Source organism: Sabulicella flocculans, from assembly GCF_045449635.1.
Lineage (GTDB): Bacteria > Pseudomonadota > Alphaproteobacteria > Acetobacterales > Acetobacteraceae > Roseococcus.
On record NZ_JBJJBR010000024.1, the window covers coordinates 24,823 to 48,886 of the forward strand.

The 24,064-nt window shown below is 74.8% G+C and carries 22 protein-coding genes and 1 pseudogene; 18 read left to right on the top strand and 5 right to left on the bottom strand.

Features of this window, described 5'->3' with window-relative positions; translation table 11 throughout:
- Positions 1–44: 44 nt before the first annotated feature.
- The 5 genes from ACI6QG_RS16915 (at position 45) to ACI6QG_RS16935 (ending at position 7,207) form a co-directional block, all read left to right on the top strand.
- The gene (locus ACI6QG_RS16915; protein WP_407025765.1) at positions 45–1,157 is read left to right on the top strand and encodes an efflux RND transporter periplasmic adaptor subunit; all 1,113 of its coding nucleotides are present in this window, start codon (positions 45–47) and stop codon (positions 1,155–1,157) included.
- Positions 1,154–4,321: an efflux RND transporter permease subunit gene (locus tag ACI6QG_RS16920; protein WP_407025766.1), complete on the top strand. Its 3,168-nt coding sequence runs from the start codon at positions 1,154–1,156 to the stop codon at positions 4,319–4,321. Before ACI6QG_RS16915 ends, ACI6QG_RS16920 begins: the two co-directional genes overlap by 4 nt.
- Before the next feature lie 58 nt (positions 4,322–4,379).
- Positions 4,380–6,062, top strand: a complete 1,683-nt coding sequence (locus ACI6QG_RS16925) for a thiamine pyrophosphate-dependent enzyme (protein WP_407025767.1) — start codon at positions 4,380–4,382, stop codon at positions 6,060–6,062.
- A gap of 164 nt (positions 6,063–6,226) precedes the next feature.
- Complete coding sequence (locus tag ACI6QG_RS16930; RefSeq protein ID WP_407025768.1) at positions 6,227–6,931, top strand: hypothetical protein; 705 nt, start codon at positions 6,227–6,229, stop codon at positions 6,929–6,931.
- A gap of 102 nt (positions 6,932–7,033) precedes the next feature.
- Positions 7,034–7,207, top strand: a complete 174-nt coding sequence (locus ACI6QG_RS16935; protein WP_407025769.1) for a hypothetical protein — start codon at positions 7,034–7,036, stop codon at positions 7,205–7,207.
- 55 nt (positions 7,208–7,262) lie between these two features.
- Here the strand turns inward: ACI6QG_RS16935 and ACI6QG_RS16940 are convergent, their stop codons facing one another.
- The 5 genes from ACI6QG_RS16940 to ACI6QG_RS16960 all read right to left on the bottom strand — a co-directional run bounded on the left by ACI6QG_RS16940 (position 7,263) and on the right by ACI6QG_RS16960 (position 11,886).
- Entirely contained in the window at positions 7,263–7,970 is a 708-nt protein-coding gene (locus ACI6QG_RS16940; RefSeq protein WP_407025770.1) for a pirin family protein, read from the bottom strand.
- Between the two features lie 125 nt (positions 7,971–8,095).
- Entirely contained in the window at positions 8,096–9,073 is a 978-nt protein-coding gene (locus ACI6QG_RS16945; RefSeq protein WP_407025771.1) for a S1C family serine protease, read from the bottom strand.
- Positions 9,074–9,078: 5 nt separating this feature from the next.
- Positions 9,079–9,549, bottom strand: coding sequence for a CinA family protein (locus tag ACI6QG_RS16950; protein ID WP_407025772.1), 471 nt, complete (start codon positions 9,547–9,549; stop codon positions 9,079–9,081).
- A 1-nt stretch (position 9,550) separates the two neighbouring features.
- On the bottom strand, positions 9,551–9,982 hold the full coding sequence (locus tag ACI6QG_RS16955; protein WP_407025773.1) for a phosphatidylglycerophosphatase A family protein: 432 nt from the start codon (positions 9,980–9,982) through the stop codon (positions 9,551–9,553).
- Entirely contained in the window at positions 9,970–11,886 is a 1,917-nt protein-coding gene (locus ACI6QG_RS16960; RefSeq protein ID WP_407025774.1) for a lytic transglycosylase domain-containing protein, read from the bottom strand. Before ACI6QG_RS16960 ends, ACI6QG_RS16955 begins: the two co-directional genes overlap by 13 nt.
- 92 nt (positions 11,887–11,978) lie before the next feature.
- Here ACI6QG_RS16960 and dapA point away from each other — a divergent pair, with 92 nt between their 5' ends.
- From dapA to ACI6QG_RS17025, 13 genes and pseudogenes are all read left to right on the top strand, one after another.
- The gene (gene dapA / locus ACI6QG_RS16965) at positions 11,979–12,860 is read left to right on the top strand and encodes a 4-hydroxy-tetrahydrodipicolinate synthase (RefSeq protein ID WP_407025775.1); all 882 of its coding nucleotides are present in this window, start codon (positions 11,979–11,981) and stop codon (positions 12,858–12,860) included.
- On the top strand, positions 12,860–13,345 hold the full coding sequence (smpB, locus tag ACI6QG_RS16970; protein WP_407025776.1) for an SsrA-binding protein SmpB: 486 nt from the start codon (positions 12,860–12,862) through the stop codon (positions 13,343–13,345). Before dapA ends, smpB begins: the two co-directional genes overlap by 1 nt.
- A gap of 154 nt (positions 13,346–13,499) precedes the next feature.
- A complete protein-coding gene (locus ACI6QG_RS16975; RefSeq protein ID WP_407025777.1) occupies positions 13,500–15,161 on the top strand; it encodes a beta strand repeat-containing protein in 1,662 nt (553 codons plus the stop codon).
- Between the two features lie 6 nt (positions 15,162–15,167).
- Positions 15,168–16,214 carry a glycosyltransferase family protein gene (locus tag ACI6QG_RS16980; protein WP_407025778.1) on the top strand — a complete coding sequence of 349 codons (1,047 nt, stop codon included), beginning with the start codon at positions 15,168–15,170 and terminating at the stop codon, positions 16,212–16,214.
- Between the two features lie 22 nt (positions 16,215–16,236).
- The gene (locus ACI6QG_RS16985) at positions 16,237–17,088 is read left to right on the top strand and encodes a hypothetical protein (protein WP_407025779.1); all 852 of its coding nucleotides are present in this window, start codon (positions 16,237–16,239) and stop codon (positions 17,086–17,088) included.
- A gap of 89 nt (positions 17,089–17,177) precedes the next feature.
- Positions 17,178–17,303 (top strand): type B 50S ribosomal protein L36, encoded by a 126-nt coding sequence (ykgO, locus tag ACI6QG_RS16990; RefSeq protein ID WP_007003646.1) that lies wholly within the window; start codon positions 17,178–17,180, stop codon positions 17,301–17,303.
- Positions 17,304–17,382: 79 nt separating this feature from the next.
- The gene (locus ACI6QG_RS16995) at positions 17,383–17,814 is read left to right on the top strand and encodes a hypothetical protein (protein ID WP_407025780.1); all 432 of its coding nucleotides are present in this window, start codon (positions 17,383–17,385) and stop codon (positions 17,812–17,814) included.
- 69 nt (positions 17,815–17,883) lie between these two features.
- On the top strand, positions 17,884–19,320 hold the full coding sequence (locus ACI6QG_RS17000) for an FAD-linked oxidase C-terminal domain-containing protein (protein WP_407025781.1): 1,437 nt from the start codon (positions 17,884–17,886) through the stop codon (positions 19,318–19,320).
- Entirely contained in the window at positions 19,317–20,501 is a 1,185-nt protein-coding gene (gene glcE, locus ACI6QG_RS17005) for a glycolate oxidase subunit GlcE (protein ID WP_407025782.1), read from the top strand. Before ACI6QG_RS17000 ends, glcE begins: the two co-directional genes overlap by 4 nt.
- A 3-nt stretch (positions 20,502–20,504) precedes the next feature.
- A complete protein-coding gene (glcF, locus tag ACI6QG_RS17010; protein ID WP_407025783.1) occupies positions 20,505–21,812 on the top strand; it encodes a glycolate oxidase subunit GlcF in 1,308 nt (435 codons plus the stop codon).
- Between the two features lie 127 nt (positions 21,813–21,939).
- A complete protein-coding gene (rfaD, locus tag ACI6QG_RS17015) occupies positions 21,940–22,914 on the top strand; it encodes an ADP-glyceromanno-heptose 6-epimerase (RefSeq protein ID WP_407025784.1) in 975 nt (324 codons plus the stop codon).
- A complete protein-coding gene (locus ACI6QG_RS17020) occupies positions 22,914–23,783 on the top strand; it encodes a GDP-mannose 4,6-dehydratase (RefSeq protein WP_407025785.1) in 870 nt (289 codons plus the stop codon). The genes rfaD and ACI6QG_RS17020 overlap by 1 nt, the downstream gene beginning before the upstream one ends.
- Before the next feature lie 36 nt (positions 23,784–23,819).
- Positions 23,820–24,064, top strand: a pseudogene (locus ACI6QG_RS17025) (hypothetical protein); the annotation flags it as partial.

Genomic DNA, 24,064 nt, shown 5'->3' on the forward strand with positions numbered 1-24,064 from the left:
CGAAGATGCCCAAAACATGACCATCCCGTCAGGATGGTCCGCCCATGCGGCTTTGGCTCCAGTTCGGCATCCTCGCCGCCCTCGCCGGGGGTGCCTGGGCGTGGCACGGCCAGGCGGATGCGTGGGGCGTGCCGCGCCCGCTGGCCCTGCTGGGGCTGGAGAAGGCGCCGCCCCCCGCCCCGCGCGGCGGCCCGCCCGGCGGGCAGGTGCCCGTGGTCACCGCCCCGGTCCGCCAGGGCGAGGTGGTGGAGCGCATCGAGGCGGTGGGCAGCGTCCGTGCGCGCGAGGCGGTGACCATCACCACCAAGGTCGCGGGCATCGTCACCGCCGTGCGCTTCGGCGAGGGCCAGCGCGTGCGCGAGGGCGACGTGCTGCTGGAGCTCGACGCCGCCGCCCTGCGCGCCGAGCTCGACCAGGCCCGCGCCACCGCGGACAACGCGCGCTCCATGCTCTCGCGCGCCCGCGCCCTGCCGGCCGGCCAGGCGGTGTCCCAGGCCCGGGTGGACGAGCTGGAGACGCTGGCCCGCGCCGCCGAGGGCCGGGTGCGCCAGGCCCAGGCCCGCATCGAGGAGCTGCGCCTGGTGGCGCCCTTCTCCGGCCGGGTCGGGCTGCGCCAGGTCAGCCCCGGCGCGCTGATCCAGCCCGGCACGCCGGTGACCACGCTGGACGACACCGCCCGCGTGCGGGTGGAGTTCACCATCCCCGAGGTGCAGCTGGCCCGCGTGCAGGCCGGCGCGCGGGTCATCGCGCGCTCCCAGGCCTACCAGGGCCGCGCCTTCGAGGGGCGGGTGGCGCTGGTGGACACCCGCATCGACCCCGCCACCCGCACCATCCGGCTGGTGAGCGAGTTCGACAACGCCGACGAGGCGCTGAAGCCCGGCCTGTTCCTGACGGTGGAGCTGACGCTGAGCCGCCGCCCCGACGCCCTGCTGATGCCGGAGGAGGCGCTGGACCCGGTGGGCGAGCGCAACTTCGTGTTCGTCATCCGCGACGGCCGCGCCCGCCGCGCCGAGGTGCAGCTGGGCCTGCGCCTGCCCGGCGAGGTGGAGGTGCGCGGCGTCGCCGCCGGCGAGCAGGTGGTGGTGCGCGGCCTGCAGCGCCTGCGCGACAACGCCCCCGTGCGCGTCACCGAGACGATGACGAGGCCGGTGTCGTGAGCCTGACCGACCTTTCCATCAAGCGCCCGGTCTTCGCCACCGTCGTCTCCCTGCTGCTCATCGTGCTGGGCACCGCCTCCCTGCTCACCATGCCCATCCGCGAGCTGCCGCAGATCGACCCGCCGGTGGTGCAGGTCACCACCACCTATGTCGGCGCCTCGGCGGCGGTGGTGGACACCCAGATCACCGAGCTCATCGAGGCCGCGGTGGCCGGCATCGAGGGCATCAAGACCATCTCCTCGCAGAGCCGCGACGAGCGCTCGCAGGTGGTGGTCGAGTTCAAGCTGAACCGCGACGTGGACGCCGCGGCGAACGACGTGCGCGACCGCGTGGCCCGCGCCCTGGCCCGCCTGCCCGAGCAGGCCGACCAGCCGGTGGTGGCCAAGGTGGACGGCGACACCCGGCCCATCCTGTGGCTGGCGCTCAGCTCCGACCGCTACTCGGGCATGGAGATCACCGACATCGCCCGCCGCCGCTTCGTGGACCGCCTGGCCATCGTGGACGGCGTCGCCCAGGTCATCATGCAGGGCGAGCGGCGCTACGCCATGCGCATCTGGCTGGACCGCCAGGCGCTGGCCGCCCGCGGCCTGACCGTGCAGGACGTGGAGGACGCCATCCGGCGCGAGAACATCGAGCTGCCGGGCGGCCGCCTGGACTCGACGGCGCGCGAGCTGACGGTGCGCACCGACACCCGCATGTCGCGGCCCGAGCAGTTCCGCAACCTCGTCGTCTCGCGCGCGCAGGGGGTGGGGCTGGGCCCCGCCCAGGGCCCGCACGTGCTGCTGGGCGAGGTGGCGCAGGTGGAGGTGGCGCCGGAGGACACGCGCGGCGAGTACCGCATCAACGGCAAGGTCGGCATCGGCCTGGGCATCCTGCGCCAGAGCACCGCCAACACCCTGTCCGTCGCGCGCGGCGTGAAGGCCGAGGTGGAGCGCATCACGCCCGGCCTGCCCGAGGGGCTGGACGTCACCTACGGCTTCGACGAGAGCCTGTTCATCGAGCAGAGCATCTACGAGGTCGAGCACGCGCTGCTGGTGGCCCTGGCGCTGGTGGTGGGCGTCATCTTCCTGTTCCTGCGCTCCTTCCGCGCCACCGTCATCCCCGCCGTCGCCATCCCGGTCTCCATCATCGCCTCCTTCGCCGCGATGGCGGCCATGGGCTTCTCGGTCAACGTGCTCACCCTGCTGGGGCTGGTGCTGGCCATCGGGCTGGTGGTGGACGACGCCATCGTGGTGCTGGAGAACGTGCACCGCCGCATCGAGGGCGGCGAGCCGCCGCTGCTGGCCGCCATCCGCGGCTCGCGCGAGATCGCCTTCGCCGTCGTCGCCACCACGCTGGTGCTGGTGGCGGTGTTCGTGCCGCTCTCCTTCATGGGCGGCAACGTGGGGCGCCTCTTCACCGAGTTCGGGCTGGCGCTGGCGGCCTCCGTGCTGTTCTCCGGCCTGGTGGCGCTGACGCTGACGCCGATGATGTGCTCCAAGCTGCTCACCGCCCATGCCGGCCACGGCCGGCTGGTGCGCTGGACCGAGCCGGCCTTCGAGGGGCTGAACAACGGCTTCCGCTGGCTGCTGCGCGCGGCGCTGCGCGCGCCGGTCATCACCCTGGGCGTGTCGCTGGCGCTGTCGGGGCTGGCGGTGGTGCTGTTCTCCGTGCTGCCCAAGGAGTTCACCCCGACGGAGGACCGCGGCGTGGTCATCATCCCGATGACCGGCCCCGAGGGCGCCTCCTTCTCCTACATGCGCGAACACGTGGTGCGCGCCGAGGAGATGGGCGCGCGCTACCTCCAGAGCGGCGAGGCCGCCTCCGTCTTCGCCGTGCTGGGCGGCCAGCAGCGCCCGCCGGTGGGCAACGTCGCCAACATGTTCATCCGCCTCGCCCCCTGGCACGAGCGCGAGCGCAAGTCCCAGGCGGTGGCGGCCGAGATGTTCCCCCGCGTCGCCGCCATGCCCGGCGTGCGCGCCTTCACCCTGGTGCCGCCCAGCCTCGGCCAGAGCGGCTTCCAGCCCCCGGTGCAGTTCGTCATCGGCGGCCCGGACTACGAGGTGCTGGTGCAGTGGCGCGACCGCTTCCTGGAGCGCGCCCGCCAGAACGAGCGCCTGCTGAACCTCGACAGCAACTTCCGCGAAACCAAGCCGGAAATCCGCGTGGACATCGACCGCCGCAAGGCCGCCGACCTGGGCGTGAGCATCCAGGCGGTGGGCCGCACCATCGAGACCATGCTCGGCTCGCGCGAGGTGTCCACCTACGTGGAGGGCGGGCAGGAATACAAGGTGCTGCTCCAGGCCCACGACCGCGACCGCGTCACCCCCTACGACCTGCAGAACATCTTCGTGCGCGGCGTGGGCGGGCTGGTGCCGCTGTCCAACGTGGTGACGCTGACCGAGCGCGCCCGCCCGCAGACCCTGGCCCGCGCCGACCGCGTGCGCGCCATCACCATCACCGCCTCCCTGGCGCCGGGCTATTCCCTGGGCGAGGCGCTGGACTTCATGGACGCCCTGGCCGCCGAGGTGCTGCCCAGCGAGGCGCGCATCTCCTACCGCGGGCAGAGCCTGGAGTTCCGCGACAGCGGCTCCGCCCTCTACGTCACCTTCCTGCTGGCGCTGCTGGTGGTCTACCTGGTGCTGGCCGCGCAGTTCGAGAGCTTCATCCACCCCGTCATCATCCTGCTCTCGGCGCCGCTGGCGCTCACCGGCGGGCTGCTGGGGCTGCACGTGCAGGGGCAGACGCTCAACATCTTCTCCCAGATCGGCATGATCCTGCTGATCGGGCTGATGGCCAAGAACGGCATCCTGGTGGTGGAGTTCGCCAACCAGCTGCGCGACCGCGGGCTCTCGGTGTTCGACGCCGCGCTGGAAGCCTCCGTGGTGCGGCTGCGCCCCATCCTGATGACCTCCATCGCCACCGTGCTGGGCGCGGTGCCGCTGGCCATGGCCACGGGGGCGGGGGCGGAAAGCCGCATGGCGCTGGGCGTGGTCATCGTCTGGGGCATCAGCGTCTCCACCGTGGTGACGCTGTTCGCCATCCCCGCGCTCTACCTGTTCCTCGCGCCCTTCACCAAGCCGGTCGGCGCGGTGGAGCGCGCCCTGGCCGACCTGGAATCGCGCAACGGCGCCGTGGTGCAGGACGAGGCGGCGGCCCTGGCCCGCCGCACCCCGGCGGAGTGACGCCCGCGCGGGCATGATCTAGGCTCCCGCCCGGACAACCACGATGGGGAAACGGGCGATGCCGGACGGCGCGGGCGGGATGGTGAAGCGCACGGGGGGCCAGCTGCTGGCCGACGCGCTGGTGGCGCAGGGCGTGACGCACGCCTTCGCCGTGCCGGGCGAGAGCTACCTCGACCTGCTGGACGGGCTCTACGCCCAGCGCAACCGCATCGAGCTGGTCACCTGCCGCTTCGAGGCCGGCGCGGTCCACATGGCCGAGGCCCAGGCCAAGCTCACCGGCCGCCCCGGCGTGGCCATCGTCACCCGCGGCCCCGGCGCCTGCCACGCCGCCATCGGCGTGCATGTCGCCTTCCAGGACAGCACCCCCCTGGTGCTGCTGGTCGGCCAGATCCCCGTGGGGGAGACCGACCGCGAAACCTTCCAGGAGGTGGACTACCGCCAGATGTTCGCCCCCCTGGCCAAGTGGGTGACGCAGATCGACGACGCCGCGCGCATCCCCGAGCTGATGGCCCACGCCTTCGACGTCGCGCGCTCCGGCCGCCCCGGCCCGGTGGTGGTCGCCATCTCGGAGGAGATGCAGAAGGAGCTGGTGGCGGTGCCCGACCTCGGGCCGCAGCGCGTGCTGCCCGCCCACCCGGCGCCCGAGGCGGTGAGCGAGGTCCTGGCCCTGCTGGCCAAGGCCGAGCGCCCGCTGGCCATCATGGGCGGCGGCGCGATGTGGAGCGCCGAGGGCCGCGCCGCCATCACCGAGTTCCTGGTGGCCAACGACATCCCCACCGCCGTCTCGTTCCGCCGCCTGGGCCTGTTCGACGGCAGCTCGCCCCACTTCGCCGGCGACCTCGGCGTGGGCGCCGATGCCGGGCTGGTGGCCAAGGCGAAGGAGGCCGACCTCATCCTCGCGCTCGGCACCCGCATGGGCGAGCCGGTGAGCCAGGGCTACACCCTGCTCGACATGGCCGGGCGCACGCCCATCATCCAGGTCCACCCCGACCAGGGGGAGATCGGCCGCGTCTACCGCGTGGCGCTGGGCATCACCGCGGACGTCAACCGCTTCGCCCAGGCCATCCGCGCCGAGCGCGTGGAGCCGCGCTGGGGCGAATGGCGCGCCGCCGTCCGCGCCGCGCGCGAGGCCCAGGCCCAGGCGCCGGACTACGCCGGCCCGCTGAACCTCGCCCGCGCGCTGCAGGCGCTGGAGGCCGAGGTGGCGCCCGACGCCGTCTGGGCCTGCGACGCCGGCAACTTCGCCACCTGGTTCAACCGCTTCGTCCAGGTCAAGGCGGGGCAGGAATTCTGCGGCCCCACCAACGGCGCCATGGGCTACGGCGTGCCGGCCGCCATCGGCGCCGCCATCGCCTTCCCGGGGCGGCAGGTCATCGGCCTGGTCGGCGATGGCGGCTTCCTGATGACGGGGCAGGAGATCGCCACCGCCTTCCACCACGGCGTCGCCCCCATCATCCTGGTGTTCAACAACAACATGTACGGCACCATCCGCATGTACCAGGAGCGCGCCTACCCCGAGCGCGTCAGCGGCACCGCGCTGACCAACCCCGACTTCGCCCGCTTCATCGAGGCCTTCGGCGGCCATGGCGAGGTGGTGGAGCGCACGGAGGAACTGGTGCCCGCCTTCCGCCGCGCCGTGGCCAGCGGCAAGCCCGCCCTGATCGAACTCCGCACCGACCCCGAGCAGGTGACCAACCGCGCCACCATCACCGACCTGCGGGCCCAGGCGCGCAAGGGCTGACGCGGCCGCGCCGGAAGTTTCGTGTCGGCGAAATTTACACCGCGTAAGCCGATGCCTGGGAATCTGTTGTCACTACAGAGTGTTACGCCCTTGGCACCGATCTTGCTTCTCCCTCCCCGTCCCGCGTTCCTGGGATGGGGGGTGTGATGAGCAAGGAGAGAGCGATGAGCAAGGTGTTCCAAGTGGCGGCGGTCCTCGGTGGGCTGACGCTCGCCACGGCCGCGTCGGCCGCGCCCGTCATCTACAACAACAGCATCCCGGCCGGCACCGCCGCCTTCTCGACGACCGTCACCGGCGCCGGCGGCACGGTGCAGACGCAGGTCCTCGGCGGCCTCGCCTCGGGCAACACCTGGGTGACGCCCGCCTTCACCATCACCTCGACCGACGGCTCCACCCGCCCGATCGACACCACCTACCTCTCGCCTTACGGCGACGCCATCGGCATCAACCCGGTCGCGCCGGCCGCCGGCTCGGGCCTGACCTTCACCTTCAACGCGCCGGTCAACGCCTTCGGCCTGATGGTGGGCGACTGGGCGACCTGCTGCTACCTGCCCAGCGAGCTGCTGATTTCCTTCGACGGCGGCGCCACCCGCACCGTCGCCTCGGCCTTCAGCTCCAACGACAACCCGGGCATCCCGGCCGGCGACGGCTACCGCAACTTCGTCGCCGCCATCGACACCAGCGCCAAGTTCACCACCGTGACCTTCTACGGCAATGGCTTCGGCGAGTACCTGGTCGCCGGCGGCACCATCTACTACGCCGACCTCGCCATCGGCTCGGTGAACGGCGTGCCGGTGCCGGGCGCCGTGGCGCTGATGGCCGTGGGCCTGCTGGGCCTGGGCGCCGCCACCCGCCGCAAGGCGGCCTGACCGCGGCGCGGGAGGGGGCGGCGCATGCCATCCCCTCCCCACGCAACCGCTTGGCCCCGGCGCGGTTGTCGTTGCACTTCCAACGACCGCAAGGAGGTCCCGATGAACCTGTTCCGTCCCGCCGCCCTCGTCCTGGCCCTGGGTGGCCTCGCCGCCTGCACCTACGTCAGCGAGCAGCCGCGCCGCGACCCCGCGCCGGCCGCCGTGGTGGTGCCCGCCGCGCCCTCCGCCGCCGTGGTCACCCCGGCCCCCGCCACCACCGTGACGGTGCGCTGACGCCCACCGGGACCCGCTCCGGGGCGCGGCGTCTCCCGCGCCCCGGCCAGCTTCCTCAGGCCGCCACCTCCACCATCACCAGCTCGGCCTCGTCGCCGGCCACCACCTCCACCTCGCGCTCGTCGAGGATGGCGGCGGCATCCCGCGCGCCCAGCGCCTGGCCGTTCACCGTGGCGCTGCCCCGCGCCGCCACCAGGTAGGCGGCCCGCCCCTCCGGCAAGGCGAAGCGCAGGGATTGCCCGGCCCCCAGCGTGGCCGCCATCACCGCCGCGTCGGCGTTGATGGGCAGCGCCCCGGCCTCGGCGTCGCCCGGGCGGCCGCCGGCCAGCACCTCCAGCCGCGCCTCGCGCCCCGCCTTGGGGAAGGCCTTGGCGCCCCAGGCCGGCTTGGCGCCCAGGACGTCGGGCATGATCCAGATCTGGAAGATGCGCGTGGTCTCGTCCTCCATGTTGTACTCGCTGTGGGTCACGCCGGTGCCGGCGGACATCACCTGCACGTCGCCCGCCTCCGTGCGCCCCTCGTTGCCCAGCGAATCGCGGTGGGTGATGGCGCCCTGCCGCACATAGGTGATGATCTCCATGTCGCGGTGCGGGTGCGGGTCGAAGCCGGTGCGCGGGGCGATCTCGTCGTCGTTCCACACCCGCAGCCGGCCCCAGCCCATGCGCTGCGGGTCCCGGTAATGCCCGAAGGAGAAATGGTGCCGCGCCTTCAGCCAGCCGAAATCGGCGCCGCCGAGGGAAGAAAAGGGTCGGATCTCGATCATGCCTGGATGCCTCGCGGGGCCGGCTTGTGGCCCCTTCGCCCACCGAGATGGGGCAGGAGCCGCGGCCGCGCCAACCCGCCGGGCGGATGGCGCCCATCACCGGTGGTGATGGCGCACCGCCCCGCTCAATGCAGGCGCGGCGCCTTCAGGCTGCGCGCGCGGTCGGCGCTGGTGATCGCCACCTCCATCTCGCGGCTGCCGCGACGCACCAGCATCCGCACCCGCGCCCCCGCCGGCCCGGCGCGGCGCACCGCCGCCCACAGCCCGGCGAGGTCGCTCACCTTCTCGCCCTCCACGGCGATGATGCGGTCGTCGGGCTTCAGCCCGGCGCGCTCCGCCGGCCCGCCCTTGGCCAGCGAGCCCACGCCCACCGCCTCCTCGTCCTCCGTGGCGTAGAGGCCCAGCCAGGGGCGCAGCGGGCGGCCGGTGGAGCCGGTGCGGCGCATGGTCTCCAGCACCGGCAGCAGCGGCGCCACCGGCACCACCATGTTCAGGTCCACCCGCTTGCGCCCGTCGCCCTGCTGCATGATGAGCGAGCCGATGCCCACCAGCGCGCCGTCCGGGCCGAACAGCCCGGCGCCCCCCCAGTGCGGATGGGCGGGGGCGGTGAAGATGGCGTTGTCCAGCAGGTATTCCCACGCCCCGGCGAAGGGCTGGCGCGCCGCCACCGCGCAGGCGACGGAGCGCTGCGGCCCGCCATGGGCGGCCAGCACGCAGGCCGCGCCCTCGGCCAGCGCCTCGCTGTCGCCCAGCGGCGCCACCTCGATCTCCGACAGGCGGCCCAGCGCCTGCACCAGCCCGAAGCCGGTGTCGAAGTCGGTGGCCAGCACGGTGCCCTGCACGGCCCGCCCGGCATGGTCGGTGATCCAGATGGTCTCGGCCTCGATCACCAGGTAGCCGATGGTCAGCAGCAGCCCCGAGGCGTCAATCCACACGCCCGAGCCCTCGCGCTCCGTACCCAGCGCGGGCACGGAGGTGGCGTCCGGCGGCACCAGCGCCCGCAGGCTGGCCACCGAGCGCAGCCGCTGCGCCAGCGGCCAGCGGAACTCCGCGGCTTCGGGGCGGAAGGGCTCGGGGACTTCCCAGTCGTCGTCGTCGGCCATCCCCCTCATATGGACCGCAGCGCGGCGGCCGCCAACGACAGCGCCTCCTCCACCGTCGCCGCGCGCACCGCGTCGCGCCCGCCGGGGAAGCGGCAGCGGCGGTGCAGCGTGCCGCCCGGCCCGGCGGCGGCCAGGTGCACCAGCCCAACCGGCTTCTCCGCCGAGCCGCCGCCCGGCCCGGCCACGCCGGTGCAGGACACCGCGACCGTGGCGCCCGAGCGCGCCCGCGCCCCCTCGGCCATGGCGCGCGCCACCTCCTCCGACACCGCGCCCACGCGGGCCAGCACCTCCTCCGGCACGCCCAGCATCCCCACCTTGGCGGCGTTGGCGTAGGTGACGAAGCCCGCCAGCACCACGTCGGAGGAGCCGGGCACCGCGGTCAGCGCGGCGCAGATCATCCCGCCGGTGCAGGATTCGGCGGTGGCCAGGGTGGCGCCCCCGGCGCGGAAGGCCTCGAGCAGCGCGGCGGCGTCCATGTTAAACCATCCCCATCAGCCAGGCGATGCCGCCGGCCAGCAGCCCGGCGGCCAGGTCGTCGCCCATCACGCCCAGCGCGTCGCCGCGCCGGTCCAGCCAGCCCACCGGGCCGGGCTTGCGCACGTCGAACAGGCGGAACAGCGCGAAGGCCATCAGCGCGCCCCACCAGGCGGCGGGCGCCAGGGCCAGGGCCAGGGCCATGCCCGCGGCCTCGTCCACCACCACCCAGGGGGGGTCGTCGGCCGCCTCCGGCAGCCGGGCCAGCGCCCAGAAGCCGGCCAGGGTGAACCCCAGCGCCGCCACGGCGCAGCCCCAGCCCGGCAGCAGCGCCAGCGGCAGCACGGCGGCGCTGCCCCAGGTGCCCGGCGCCGGCCGCAGCCGCCCGATGCCGCCCAGCGAGGCGACGGCCCCGGCCGCGCTCAGCGCAGCCACGGCGCCATCGGGTGCGCCATGCCGGCCGTGCGGGCGTCCTTGGCGCGGTAGATGGCGACGTTCTCCATCACCCGCTGCACGTAGTTGCGCGTCTCGGCGAAGGGGATCATCTCCATCCAGTCCAGCATCGGCCGGAAGCCGGAGCGCGGGTCGCCATAGGTGCCCAGCCACTCGTCCACCCGGCCGCTGCCGGCGTTGTAGGCGGCGAAGGCGAAGGGCATCACGCCGCCGAAGCGCTCCAGCCGCTCGGCCAGGTAGGCGCTGCCCAGGCGCATGTTGTGCGCCGGGTCGCTGGTCAGCCAGGCGGGGTTGTGCGGGATGCCCAGGCGGCGCGCCACCCCGGCGGCGGTGGGCGGCAGCAGCTGCATCACCCCGCGCGCGTTGGCGCCCGACACCACGTCCACCTCGAAGTTGCTTTCCTGGCGCGAGATGGCGTGCACCACCGCCGGCTCCGCCCCCTCGGGCGGGGCGGGGAAGGGGGTGGGCCAGCCATCCTCCACCAGCATCGCCCCCTGGGCGCCGCCGCGCCGGGCCACCCACACCGCGTAGTCCGGCCGGCCGATGGAGGTGGCCAGGCGCGCCACCATCAGCCGGTCGGCGTTGTCCGGGCTCAGCTCCTCCAGCCGCAGCAGGAAGGGGCGGGTGCGGCGGCCCTCGCCCATCTCGCCCAGCAGGATCACGAGGCGCACCAGCTCCCGGTTCACGAAGGCGCGGGCCTCGGCCTCCGTCGGCCGGGGGATGGCCAGGCCGGTGATGCGCCGGCTCAGCGCCGCGCCGTCCTCGCCCAGCGCCAGCGCGCCCAGCTGGCCGTAGAAGGCGGTGGGGAAGGCGGCGGCCTGGGCGAACTGCGCCCGCGCCGCCTCGCCGCGCAGGCACAGCCCCTGCCAGTAATGCCCGCGCGCGCGCGTGATGGCCGAGCGCGAGCCCTCGCCCACCATCTGGAAGTGCCCCAGGGCGCGCCGGGGGTCCTCCAGGGCGCGCAGGGCGATGAAGCCGGCCAGGAACTCGGCCTCCTGCCGCGGCTCGCCGGGCACGGTCTGGCCGTGCTGGGCGGCCACCTGGTAGGCCGCCTGCGGGTTGCCCAGCCGCAGCAGCTTGCGCGACAGCACCTGCCGCTCGGCCCAGATGGCGCGCTGCGCCTCGGGCGGCAGCTCGCGCTGGGCCGGCACGGCGGCGGCCCACAGCGCGGCGGCGTCGGCGTCGCGGTCGGCCTGGCGCAGCGCGCGCGCCAGGGCCAGCGCCGCCCCGGCGTCGCGCGCCGCCGCCGCGGCGTCGCCGCCATCGGGCGACAGGCGCAGCACCGCCAGGCGCTGGCGCACCGGGTCCAGCAGGGGCTGCACGCGCTGGGCGCCGGCCACGTCGCGGGCGAACCACAGGCGGTTGAAGCGGCGCCAGTGGCTCTCGGCATCCAGCAGGGCGCCGGCGCGGGGGAGGAAGCCGTCCTCCGCCGCGGGCTCGCCCGCCGTGTCCTCTGCCCAGGCGCGGCGGGCGGCGGCCTGCGCCTGCTCGCGCCGGCCGGCGGCCAGCAGCGCGGCGACGTGGCGCGCCGCGCCGTCCAGCGTGCGGGCGGGGCGCGGGGCGTGGAAGCGCAGCACCATGGCGTCGTCGGGGTCGGTGGCCAGCAGCTCCTCGGCGCGGCGCTGCAGGGTGTCCTGGCCCGGCCAGTCGGGGGCGGATTCCACGAAGGCCACCACCTCGGCCGCGCCCGCGGCGCCGCCGCGCTGGCCCAGGCGCATCCAGGCCACCATCCGCGCCAGCAGCGGGTCGGCGCCGGCGGCGGCGGCCTGCGCCTCGCCCCAGCGCCCGGCCTGGGCGGCGGCCAGCGCGGCGCGCCCGGCCTCGCGCGCGTTCTGCGCGGCGGCGGGCGCGGCGAGGAGCAGGAGGCCGAGGGTTCGTCGCAGCATGGGCATGGGTGTAGCGCACCCGCGCGCCTTGTTGCAGGGCCACGGGGCGCGTATGTCGAAGGGCCGCACGCCGCCACACGGAACCAAAGCCGATGCACCTCCAGGGCTCGCTCACCGCCCTCATCACGCCCATGCACGCCGACGGCTCGCTGGACGACGCGGCGTTCCGGCGCTTCGTGGAATGGCAGCTGGCCGAGGGCACCGAGGGGCTGGTCCCCGTCGGCACCACCGGCGAGAGCCCGACGCTGAGCCACGAGGAGCACCGCCGCGTGGTGGAGGCGTGCATCGAGGTGGCGCGCGGCCGCGCCCCGGTGGTGGCCGGCACCGGCTCCAACAGCACGGCCGAGGCCATCGCGCTGACCCGCCACGCCAAGCAGGCCGGCGCCGACGCCGCCCTGGTGGTGACGCCCTACTACAACCGCCCCACCCAGGAAGGGCTGTACCGGCACTTCATGGCCATCGCCGACGCGGTGGAGCTGCCCATCATCATCTACAACATCCCCGGCCGCTCCGTGGTGGACATGACGCCCGCCACCATGGGCCGGCTGGCGAAGCACCCCAACATCGCCGGCGTGAAGGACGCCACCGCCAACCTGGCGCGGCCGCTGCACCAGAAGCGCGAATGCGGGGAGGGCTTCGTGCAGCTCTCGGGCGAGGACCACACGGCGCTGGCCTTCCTGGCGGCCGGCGGACACGGCTGCATCAGCGTCACCTCCAACGTCGCCCCGCGCCTGTGCGCGGACATGCACCGCGCCTGGCGCGAGGGCCGGCTGGCCGAGGCCATGGCCATCCAGGACCGCCTGGTGGGGCTGCACGACGCCCTGTTCAGCGAGACCTCGCCCGGCCCGGTGAAGCACGCCGCCAGCCGGCTGGGCTTCGGCACGGCGCATTGCCGCCTGCCGCTGGCCCCCGTCACGGAGGCGACGGCGCGGCAGGTGGAAACCGCGATGCGGGACGCCGGCTTGCTCAACTGATGGCCGAAGCACGCAAGAAGCCCCTGATCAGCCACGGCACCGCGGCGCAGAACCGCCGCGCCCGCTTCGACTACAAGCTGGGCGACGTCATCGAGGCCGGCATCGTCCTGCTGGGCCCGGAGGTGAAGAGCCTGCGCGCCGGCCGCGCCTCCCTGGCCGAGGCCTGGGCGGGCGAGCGCGACGGCGAGATCTTCCTGTTCAACTGCCACATCAGCGAGTGGCAGGCCGGCAGCGTGGTGGCCAAGTTCGACCCGGTGCGCCCGCGCAAGCTGCTGCTGCACAAGAAGCAGGTGCGCGAGCTGTCGGGCGCCGTGACGCGCGAGGGCGCGACGCTGGTGCCGGTGGAGATCCGCTTCAACGACCAGGGCCGGGCCAAGGTGATGATCGCCCTGGCCACCGGCAAGAAGCAGCACGACAAGCGCGCCGACATCGCCAAGCGCGACTGGCAGCGCGACAAAGCGAGGTTGATGCGAGAGAAGGGATGACACCCTTAACGTGTCATCAAGCTGAAATTTTTCTACCCATACGTGTTTTCACTGTTTGACCAAACGCTAACAACCCGTAAAACCTTTCGCGGGTGCGTTGCAACCCAGGCTTGTGGGAGCCGGGGGGTTCAGCGAGCGAGAGGGCAGAAATTCCATGGCGGACATCACGCTTCCAGGCGCCGGCGGCGGCGCCGTCACCATCACTTCCAATGGTGACTACAACCTGGCGTTGCAAGCGCAGACCGCGTTGCAAGACGCCCCGCCGCCCGTGATCGTCACGGGCAACCTGCCCAGCCTGACCGCACCCGCCACGGTGGTGTTCACCGCCCCGCCCGCGCAGCCCATCGTGTTCGACGCCAACCTGCAGGACGTGGTCCTCACCAGCGGCGGCGGCTCCGTGGTGGTGGGCGACACCAACGGCGCCACCGTGGCGCTGCTGGGCGGCGGCAACAGCACCGTCACCGTCAACACCGGCGCGGCCACCATCATCGCCTCGGGCGGCGACAACCAGATCAGCGGCGGCTGGAACGGCGCGCCCACCCAGGTGCAGACCGGCGCGGGCAACGACACCGTCACCCTCAACAGCAGCGGCGGCCAGGCCTCCGTCGGCGGCGGCGACAACAGCGTGGTCGCGGTGGGCAGCAACACGGTGGTGGCCGGCGACGGCAACAACAGCCTGTGGGGCGTCAACGGCGTCAACGCCAGCCTGGGCAACGGCGACAACGCCATCGTGCTGACCCAGGGCGGCAACACGGTCGCGGCCGGCGACGGCGACAACCGCTTCCTGCTGCTCGACGGCAACGCCTCGGTCACCGCGGGCGACGGCAGCAACCTGGTGTGGCTGTCCGCCGGCAACGCCACCGTCACGGCGGGCGACGGCGGCAACACCGTCTACCTGGGCGGCGGCGGCCAGGTCTCCACCGGCGCGGGCGACGACATCGTGGTGGCCCAGGGCGGCAACGCCAGCATCGACGCCGGCGCGGGCCAGAACTGGGTGCAGGCCAACAGCTCGGGCAACACCATCGCCGCGGCGGGCGGCGTGGTGAACCTGGCGGCCGGCGGCAACAGCGTCGCGGCCGGCGACGGCACGGTGGTGCTGGGCAACGGCCACGCCGCCGCCATCAGCCTCACCGGCTCGGGCGCCTGGATCGTCGCCGCGGCGGGCAGCACCGTCACCGGCGGCGCCGGCGGCAACACCGTCTTCGCCACCGGCAACCTCAGCTTCATCGGCGGCGCGGGTGCCGACACGGTGCTGGGCGGCACCTCCTCCGTCACCATCACCGGCGGCTCGGGCGCCGGCTGGTTCGTCGGCGGCACCGGCGGCAACAGCAGCCTGACGGCGGGCGAGGGCGCGACCACCCTGTTCAGCCAGGCCTCCGGCGACACGCTGGTGGCGGCGGGCGCGGGCGGCGACGTGCTGCTGGCCAGCACCGGCAACGTCACCCTGCTGGGCGGCACCTCCACCGGCGCCAATTGGTTCGGCCTGTCGGGCGGCGACGCCCAGGCCAGCATCGTCGGCGGCGCGGGCGGCGAGAACTTCGCCTTCGGCCGCGGCAACGCCACCGTCACCGGCGGCGAGGGCGCCGACTTCTTCCGCTTCGCCGACGCCAGCACGGACGGCAACACCATCGTCATCACCGACTTCGCCGTGGGCACCGACTTCCTGCGGCTGGACGGCTACGCCGGCGGCGGCACCGACGTGGCGGGCATCGCCACCATCGGCGGCGGCGCCGACACCGAGCTGACGCTGTCCGACGGCACGCGCATCATCCTGTCCGGCGTGGCCAATGACGGCACGGCGGGCCGCTTCGTCTAAGCGGCGATGAGCGCGAGCGGGGAGGGGGCCGTCCTCCTCCTCACCCATGCCGAGGGCGGGGGCATCGAGCGCTTCGTGCAGGCCCGGCTGGCTGCCGCCGGCCGGCCCGCCTGGGTGCTGCGGCCCCTGGGCTTCGGCGAGGGCGTGGTGCTGCAGCGCCCCGGCCTGCCCGACCGCGCCTTCCACGCGCCCGCCCCGCTGCGCGCCGCCCTGCGCGGCCGGCTGGCCGAGGCCGAGGTTCACCACCTGCGCTCGCTGCCGCCCTGGGCGAAGGACCTGCCCCTCCGCCTGGGCGTGCCGTACCGCGTGTGGATCCATGACTGGACCCTACTCTGCCCGCGCGGCACCTTCGTGACGCCCGCGGGAAGCTTCTGTGGCGAGCCCGCCCTGGCGGCCTGCGCCGCCTGCACCGCGGGCTACGAGCGCATGCCGGTCGCCGCCCCCGGCGGGGTGGCGGCGCTGCGCGGCTTCGCGGCGCGGCTGCTGGGAGGCGCCGCCGCCGTGCACGTCGCCACCGCCGACGCCGCCCGCCGCCTGCGCCGCCACCTCCCCGGCCTGCAGCCCAGCCTGGCGGCCTGGGAGGACGCGCCCGCCCCCCAGCCGCCGCTGCCGCCGCCGGGCAGGGCGCGCATCTGCGTCGCCGGCCGGCTGACGGTGCACAAGGGCTTCGGGGTGCTGCTGGCCTGCGCGCAGGACGCCGCCGCCCGCGCCCTGCCGCTGGACTTCGTGCTGGCCGGCCGCTCGCTGGACGACGCGGCGCTGCGCGCCACCGGCCGCTGCGCCGTCACCGGCGAATACGCCGAGGGGCACGGCGCCGCCCTGCTGCGCCTGCACCGCGGCAGCGCCGGCTTCCTGCCCTCCATCTGGCCCGAGACGTGGTGCTACGCCCTGTCCGTGCTGCACGAGGCGCGGCTGCCGCTGGTGGCCTTCGACCTCGGCGCCCAGGCCGATCGCGTGCGCGCCCTGGGCGGCACCCTGCTGCCGCCCGGCCTGCCGGCGCCGCGCATCAACGACATCCTGCTCTCCCGCTCGGCGGCCCTGTCCGCCGCCTGACCGGTCGCGCTAGAAGGGTTCCATGCCAGCACTCCCCGCCGACGAGGTGCGCAACGTCCGCGTCTCGGCCCATTCCATCATGCTGCCGCGCGGCAAGTTCTGCATCTCGGTCGCCGAGGTGACGCCCGGCCTGCCGCCCGAGCTGCTGCCCGGCCTGTCCGTCTCCGTCATCCCCGGCGACGGCTCGCAGGTGCGCCTCGGCGCGCTGCCCGGCACCGAATGGCTGCGCCTGCCCGGCGACGCCGTGCTGCTGGAGGTGGCCAGCGCCCAGGCGCGCATCCTGCTCACCAGCTACAACATGGCCGAGGCGACGGACGCCCGCCCGCCGCGCATGCAGATCCAGCGCCTGGACCTCGCCCCGCCCGCCCCCGCCGCCGCGCCGCCGCCCGCCCCGCCCGCCGCCCCGCCCACCGCCCCGGCGGCGCCGGACGGGCTGATGGTCCACATGGCCCGGCTGGGCGACCGCCAGGCCCCGCTGGGCGCCTGGGCCGGCGAGTCGCAGGACGGCGTGTGGATCGAGGGCCTGCAGGTCACCCCGCCCGAGGGGCTGGCGGCGGAGGAGCTGGAATACCAGGTCGTGCTCGGCAAGGGCTGGACCTCGCCCTGGTCGCAAGGGAACGAGTTCTGCGGCTCGCGCGGGATGACGCTGCCGGTGCAGGGGCTGCGCGTGGCCCTGCGCGGCGACGCCGCCCGCCGCTGGGAGGTGCGCTGCGAGGCCGAGACCGCCAGCGGCATCCCCCTGGGCCCGGTGGGCGCCGAGGAGCTGTGCGGGCTGGAGGAGCCGGAGCCGCTGGCGCGCATCCGCCTGTCCATCCTGCCCCGCGCCGCCGGCGCCGCCCCGCGCGCCCCCGCCCGCCGCGGCACGAGGCGCTGAGGCTTGACGCAGCGGGCAGCCGCCGGTAATCCCCCGCCCACAGCGGGGATGGCGCAGGCCGTCCCCGAACCTTTTTCCGCGAGTGCGCCATGAAGATCCGCAACAGCCTGAAGTCCGCCAAGACGCGCGACAAGAACTGCGTGGTGGTGCGCCGCCGCGGCCGCCTCTACGTGCTCAACAAGAAGAACCCGCGCATGAAGGCCCGCCAGGGCTGACATCCCGGGCAGGGTCGGCGCAACCGCGCCGCCCCCGCGACGTTCCTTCCCTGGCATCCCCTTGGAAGGAGCACGTCTCATGAAGTCCATCCTGCTTGCCGGCGCGGCCCTGCTGCTGGTCGCCGGCACCGCCTCGGCGCAGATCCAGTCGCCCTCCCAGCCTGGCATGACGCCCCCCACCGGCGTGGCCGCCCAGGGCAGCGCCGCGGGCAACATGGGCTCCTCCGGCATGGCGGCCGGCATGCCGGCCCGCAACACCCGCCAGATGAGCACCCAGCGCGCCCGCCGCCCGGCCCGCATGGCCCAGACGCGCGAGGCCGACCGCGCCTACATGGGCGGCGGCATGATCCTGGAGAACGGCCGCCCGGTGGACATGCCGATGATGCCCGACCGCGGCGTCGGCACCGCCCGCGGCCTGCCCAACGACCCGGCGCGCATGGGCTCCAACCGCATGCCCGGCGGCACCGGCACCGGCGCCGGCGCGGGCGCCACGGGTTCCGGCGGCAACTGAGCCGCCGCCCGCCGCCGCCGGGGCCTCGCGGTCCTTGCGGCGGCGCCCCCATGGGGACATCTTGCCCCCATGATCGCCCTGCCGCCCCCCAAGCCTGACGTCCTGGCCCGCCGCGATTCCATCCTGGCGGACCTGCGGCGCCTGCTGCCGGGCGATGCCGTGATCGGCGAGGCGATCCGCCTCAAGCCCTACGAGACCGACGGCCTTTCGGCCTACCGCCAGGCGCCGCTCGCCGTGGTGCTGCCCCGCACGACGGAGGAGGTGGCGCAGGTGCTGCGCTACTGCCACGCCGGCGGCATCCGCGTGGTGCCGCGCGGCGCCGGCACCTCGCTGTCCGGCGGCGCGCTGCCGCTGGCCGATGCCGTGGTGATCGGCCTGATGCGCATGAACCGCATCCTGGAGGTCAACCTGCCCGACCGCTTCGCGGTGGTGGAGGCCGGGGTCACCAACATCGGCATCACCAAGGCAGTGGAGGGCGACGGCTTCTTCTACGCGCCCGACCCCTCCTCCCAGCTCGCCTGCATGATCGGCGGCAACGTGATGATGAACTCGGGCGGCGCGCATTGCCTGAAGTATGGCGTCACCGCCAACAACCTGCTCGGCCTCACCTTCGTCACGGTCGAGGGCGAGGTGGTGCGGATCGGCGGCCAGCACCTGGACGCCGCGGGCTATGACTGGCTCGGCCTCATCACCGGCAGCGAGGGCCAGCTGGGGCTGGTGACGGAGGTGACGGTGCGCATCCTGCGCGGCCCGGAAGGCGCACGCGCCATGCTGGCCGCCTTCGACAGCGTGGAGGTCGCGGGCGCCGCGGTGGACGCCATCATCGGCGCCGGCGTCATCCCGGTGGCGCTGGAGTTCATGGACAAGCCCTGCATCCACGCCTGCGAGGCCTTCGCCCATGCCGGCTACCCGCTGGAGGCCGAGGCGCTGCTCATCATCGAGGTCGAGGGCAGCGAGGCCGAGCAGACCGCCCTGCTGAACCGCATCAAGGACATCTGCACCCCCTTCGCCCCGATCTCCATGAAGCTGGCCGAAAGCGCCGAGCAGTCGCTGGCCATCTGGAAGGGCCGCAAGGGCGCCTTCGGGGCGGTGGGCCGCATCTCCCCCGACTACCTGTGCATGGACGGCACCATCCCCACCGGGGAGCTGCCCTTCGTGCTCAGGCGCATCGGCGAGATGAGCACGCAGTACGGGCTGGGCGTGGCCAACGTGTTCCACGCCGGCGACGGCAACCTGCACCCCCTCATCATGTTCGACGCCAACGACCCCGCCAGCTTCGCCAGGGCCGAGGCCTTCGGCGCCGACATCCTCCGGCTCTGCGTCGAGGTCGGCGGCTGCCTGACCGGCGAGCACGGGGTGGGGGTGGAGAAGCGCGACCTGATGGCCGCCCAGTTCACCGCGCGCGAGCTGGACCTGCAGCGCGCGGTGAAATCCGCCTTCGACCCGCAATGGCTGCTCAACACCGCCAAGGTCTTCCCGCTGACCCCCTCCCTGGCCGCCGAATGACCCCCGACACCGAGGAAGCGGTCGCCGAGGCGGTGCGCGCCGCCCATGCGGCGCGCGAGCCCCTGGCCATCGAGGGCCGCGGCACCAAGCGCGCCATGCTGCGCCCGGTGCAGGCCGCGCGCACCCTGTCCACCCGCGCGCTGACCGGCATCACCCTGTACCGCCCGACCGAGCTGGTCATCTCCGCCCGCGCCGGCACCCCCGTGGCCGAGATCGAGGCCGCGCTGGCGGAGAAGCGGCAGCAGCTCATCGCCGAGCCGCCCGACCTGCGCGCCCTGTTCGGCGTGGCGGAGGGCGCGACGCTGGGCGGCACGGTGGCCGCCAACCTGTCCGGCCCGCGCCGCATCGCCTGGGGCGCCATGCGCGACCACGTGCTGGGCATCCGCGCCGTGACCGGCGAGGGCGAGGTGTTCCGCTCCGGCGGCCGGGTGCTGAAGAACGTCACCGGCCTGGACCTGTGCAAGCTGCTGACCGGCGCGCACGGCACCCTGGGCGTGCTGACGGAGATCACCCTCAAGGTGCTGCCCGCCGCCGAGGCCGCGGCCACCCTGGCGGTGCGCGTGCCCGACCTCGCGGCGGGGGTGGCGGCGCTCTCCGCCGCCCTGGGCTCGCCCTATGGCGTGTCCGGCGCCGCGCTGCTGCCCGATGGGCACGACGCGCTGGGCCTCGACGGCCCGGTGGCGCTGGCCCGCTTGGAGGATTTCCGCGAATCCGTCTCCTACCGGCTGGCCCGGCTGCGCGCCGACCTCGCGCGCTTCGGCGAGGGCAGCATGCTGGACGGCGCGCCCTCGCGCGCGCTGTGGCGGGCGGTGCGCGACGCCACCCTGCTCGGCGCGGCGGAGGACGAGGCGGTGTGGCGCGTTTCCGTCGCCCCCTCGCGCGCGCCGGGGGCCGCCGCCGCGTTGCGCGCCGCCTTCGCGGCCCGGCTGCTGCTGGACTGGGGCGGCGGGCTGCTCTGGGTCGCCGGCCCCGCCACCGCCGCCGCGCACGGCGCGGTGACGCAGGCCGCGGCGGCGGCGGGCGGCGCCTTCACCCTGTTCCGCGCCCCGGAATCCCTGGCCGCCGCCGTCGCCGCCCTGCCGGAGGAGCCGCCGGCCCTCGCCGCGCTGGGCCGCCGCGTCAAGGCGGTGCTGGACCCCGCGGGCATCCTCAACCCTGGGCGCATGCGCGCGGGCCACTGAACCATGCAGACCAGCTTCACCCCCGAGCAGCTCCGCGACCCCGACACCGCGGAAAGCAACAAGATCCTCCGCACCTGCGTGCATTGCGGCATGTGCACCGCCACCTGCCCCACCTTCCTGCTGCTGGGCGACGAGCTGGATTCCCCGCGCGGCCGCATCTACCTCATCAAGGACATGCTGGAATCCGGCCGCGCCGCGACCGAGCTGGAGGCGCGGCACGTGGACCGCTGCCTGTCCTGCCTGTCCTGCATGACCACCTGCCCCTCGGGCGTGAACTACATGCACCTGGTGGACCACGCCCGCCGCCACATCGAGGAAACCTACGACCGCCCCTGGCACGAGAAGGCGCTGCGCGCCGTGCTGGCGCGCGTGCTGCCGCGCCCGGGCCTGTTCCGCCTCAGCCTGCGCGCCGCCGCCCTGGCCCGCCCGCTGGCGCGGCTGGTGCCCGGCCGCGGCCTGCCCGTGCAGCGGCTGCGCGCCATGCTGGCCCTGGCCCCCGCCCGCCTGCCGCCGCCCAGCCCGGCGCAGGAGCCCCAGCTCCATCCGGCCGAGGGCACCCGCCGCGCCCGCGTCGGCCTGCTCACCGGCTGCGCCCAGAAGGTGCTGGACCCCGCCATCAACGAGGCCACCATCCGCCTGCTGACCCGCATGGGGGTGGAGGTGGTGATCACCCGCGGCCAGGGCTGCTGCGGCGCGCTGACCCACCACATGGGCCAGCACGACCCCGCCATGGCCGCCGCTCGCGCCAACCTCCAGGCCTGGGGCGCCGAAATCGCCGGCCAGGGCCTGGACGGCATCGTCATCAACACCTCCGGCTGCGGCACCACGATCAAGGACTACGGCTTCATGTTCCGCGAGGAGCCGGAGGCCGCGCTGGCCGCCCAGGTCAGCGCCCTGGCGATGGACGTGACCGAGGCGCTGGCCAGGTTCGGCTACGCCCCGCGGCGCGAGGCGCCGGGGCTGGCGGTGGCCTACCATTCCGCCTGCTCGCTGCAGCACGGGCAGAAGGTGACGGCGCTGCCCAAGCAACTGCTGGCCAAGGCCGGCTTCACCGTGCGCGAGCCCGCGGAACCGCACATCTGCTGCGGCTCGGCCGGCACCTACAACCTGATGCAGCCCGAAATCGCCGGCGCCCTGCGCGCCCGCAAGCTGGAGAACATCGGCCGCCTGAAGCCCGACCTCATCGCCGCCGGCAACATCGGCTGCATGACGCAGCTCTCCGGCGACGGCATCCCCGTGGTGCACACGGTGGAGCTGCTGGACTGGATGGCCGGCGGCCCCAGGCCGGCCAAGCTGGCCCCCCTGCCGTGAGGCGGCTTCCCGTGCCCCCGGGCGCCGGGCGCGCCCGGCGGGCGCCTGGCCTGCGCCGCGCCGCAGCCGCGCCGGTACCTGGGCGGCGGGCCGCGCCGGGCGCGGCCAGGGGGCGGGGCGGCCCGCGATGATCCTGGTCACCGGCGCCGCCGGCTTCATCGGCTCCCACGTGGTGGCCGCGCTGAACGAGTCCGGCCGCTTCGACGTGGCGGGCAGCGACCTGCTGCGCGACGGCCCCAAGTGGCGCAACCTGCGCCACCACCTCCTGCTCGACCTCGTGCCGCCCGAGGAGCTGCCGCGCTGGCTGGAGGGCCGCCGGCTGGAGGCGGTGGTCCACCTGGGCGCCAACAGCAGCACCACCGCCACCGACGGCGACGACGTGCTGCGCCGCAACTTCCGCTTCTCCCTGATGCTGCTGGACTGGTGCGCGGCCCAGCGCGTGCCGCTGGTCTACGCCAGCAGCGCCGCCACCTACGGCGACGGCGCCCAGGGCTTCGACGACGCCGACGACCTTCCCAGCCTGCGCCGCCTGCGCCCGCTGAACCTGTATGGCTGGAGCAAGCACCTGTTCGACCAGGCGGTGGCCGCCCGCCGCGCCGCCGGCCAGCCGCTGCCGCCCGCCCTGTGGGGCCTGAAGTTCTTCAACGTCTACGGCGCCAACGAGCGCCACAAGGGCGAGATGCGCTCCGTGGTCCACAAGGTGTGGGAGACGCTGGGCCGCGGCGAGGCGGTGCAGCTGTTCCGCTCCCACCACCCCGCCTTCCGCGACGGCGAGCAGTTGCGCGACTTCGTGTTCGTGGAGGACGTGGCCCGCGCCATCCTCCACCTGCTGGGCCGCCCCGGCCACGGGTTGCTCAACATCGGCGCCGGGCAGGCCCGCACCTGGCTGGACCTGGTGGCCGCGGTGGGCGCCGCCATGGGCGTGCGGCCGGAGGTGCGCTTCGTGGACATGCCCGATTCCCTGCGCGGCAAGTACCAGTACCGCACCGAGGCGAAGCTGGACCGCCTGCGCGCCGCCGGCGTCAACGCCCCGCCCACCCCGCTGGAGGACGGCGTGCGCCGGACGGTGGAGATCCTGTCCGGCCCGGACGGCGTGCGCTGATGCACCTGGTCACCGGCGCCGGCGGCTTCTTGGGCCGCGCGCTGGTCCGCGCCCTGCGCGCGGCGGGCGAGGAGGTGCTGGCCCCCGCGCACGACATCCGCGACCGCGCCGCCTGGCTGGCCACGCTGCGCGCCGCGCGCCCGGCCGTCATCCACCACCTCGCCGGCCAGTCCCGCCCGCCGCTCGCCTTCCCCGAGGCGCGGGACACCTTCTCCGTCAACGTGCTGGGCACGGTGGCGCTGCTGGAGGCGGCGCGCGACGCCGGGGCGGACCCGCTGGTGCTGGTCGCCTCCTCCGGCACCGCCTACGGCCCGGCGGCGCACGCCCTGCGCGAGGAGGAGGCGCTGCGCCCCGCCACGCCCTACGCCGCCTCCAAGGCCGCGCAGGACCTCGCGGCGGCCGCCTTCGGGCCGGCGGTGCGGGTGGTGCGCGCGCGCATCTTCACCACCATCGGCCCCGGCAAGCCCGGCGACGTCTGCACCGACTTCGCCCGCCGGGTGCGCGCCATCGCCGCCACCGGGGCCCGGCAGGGGGTGCTGCGCACTGGCAACCTGCAGGCCCGCCGCGCCCTGCTGGACCTGGAGGACGCGGTGGCCGCCTGGCTGCTGCTGGCCCGCCACGGCGCGCCGGGCGAGGCCTACAACATTTCCGCCGCCCACCCCGTGGCGATGTCCGCCCTGCTGCCCCATCTGGAGGAGGCTTCCGGCATCGCCCTGCGCGCCGAGCCCGACCCCGCCCTGTTCCGCCCGGCGGACGAGTCGCTGCTGTGGGGCGACACGGCGAGGCTGCGCGCCGCCACCGGCTGGGCGCCGCGGATTCCGCTGGCCGAGAGCGTGCGGCGCATTTACGCGAATCCCCCCGGCGCGTAACAAGCCTGACATTCGGGGGCGAAGGAGGGCACGGCCGTGAGCCGTTGGGCCTGGATGGGCATGCTGGGCATGGCGGCGGCGGCCGGCTGGTGGCTGTGGGACCGCGCGCCCGCCCCGCCGCCCGGGCCCGTGGCCGCCTTCACCGCACCCGGCCCCGTGGCCGCCGAACCCCCCGCCGCCCGCCCTGAACCGCCCCGCCCGGAGCAGAGCCGCCCCGAGGCCAACCGCCCCGAGGCCGGCCGCCCCGAGGCCGCCCGCGCCGAGCCCAGCCGCGCCGAGGC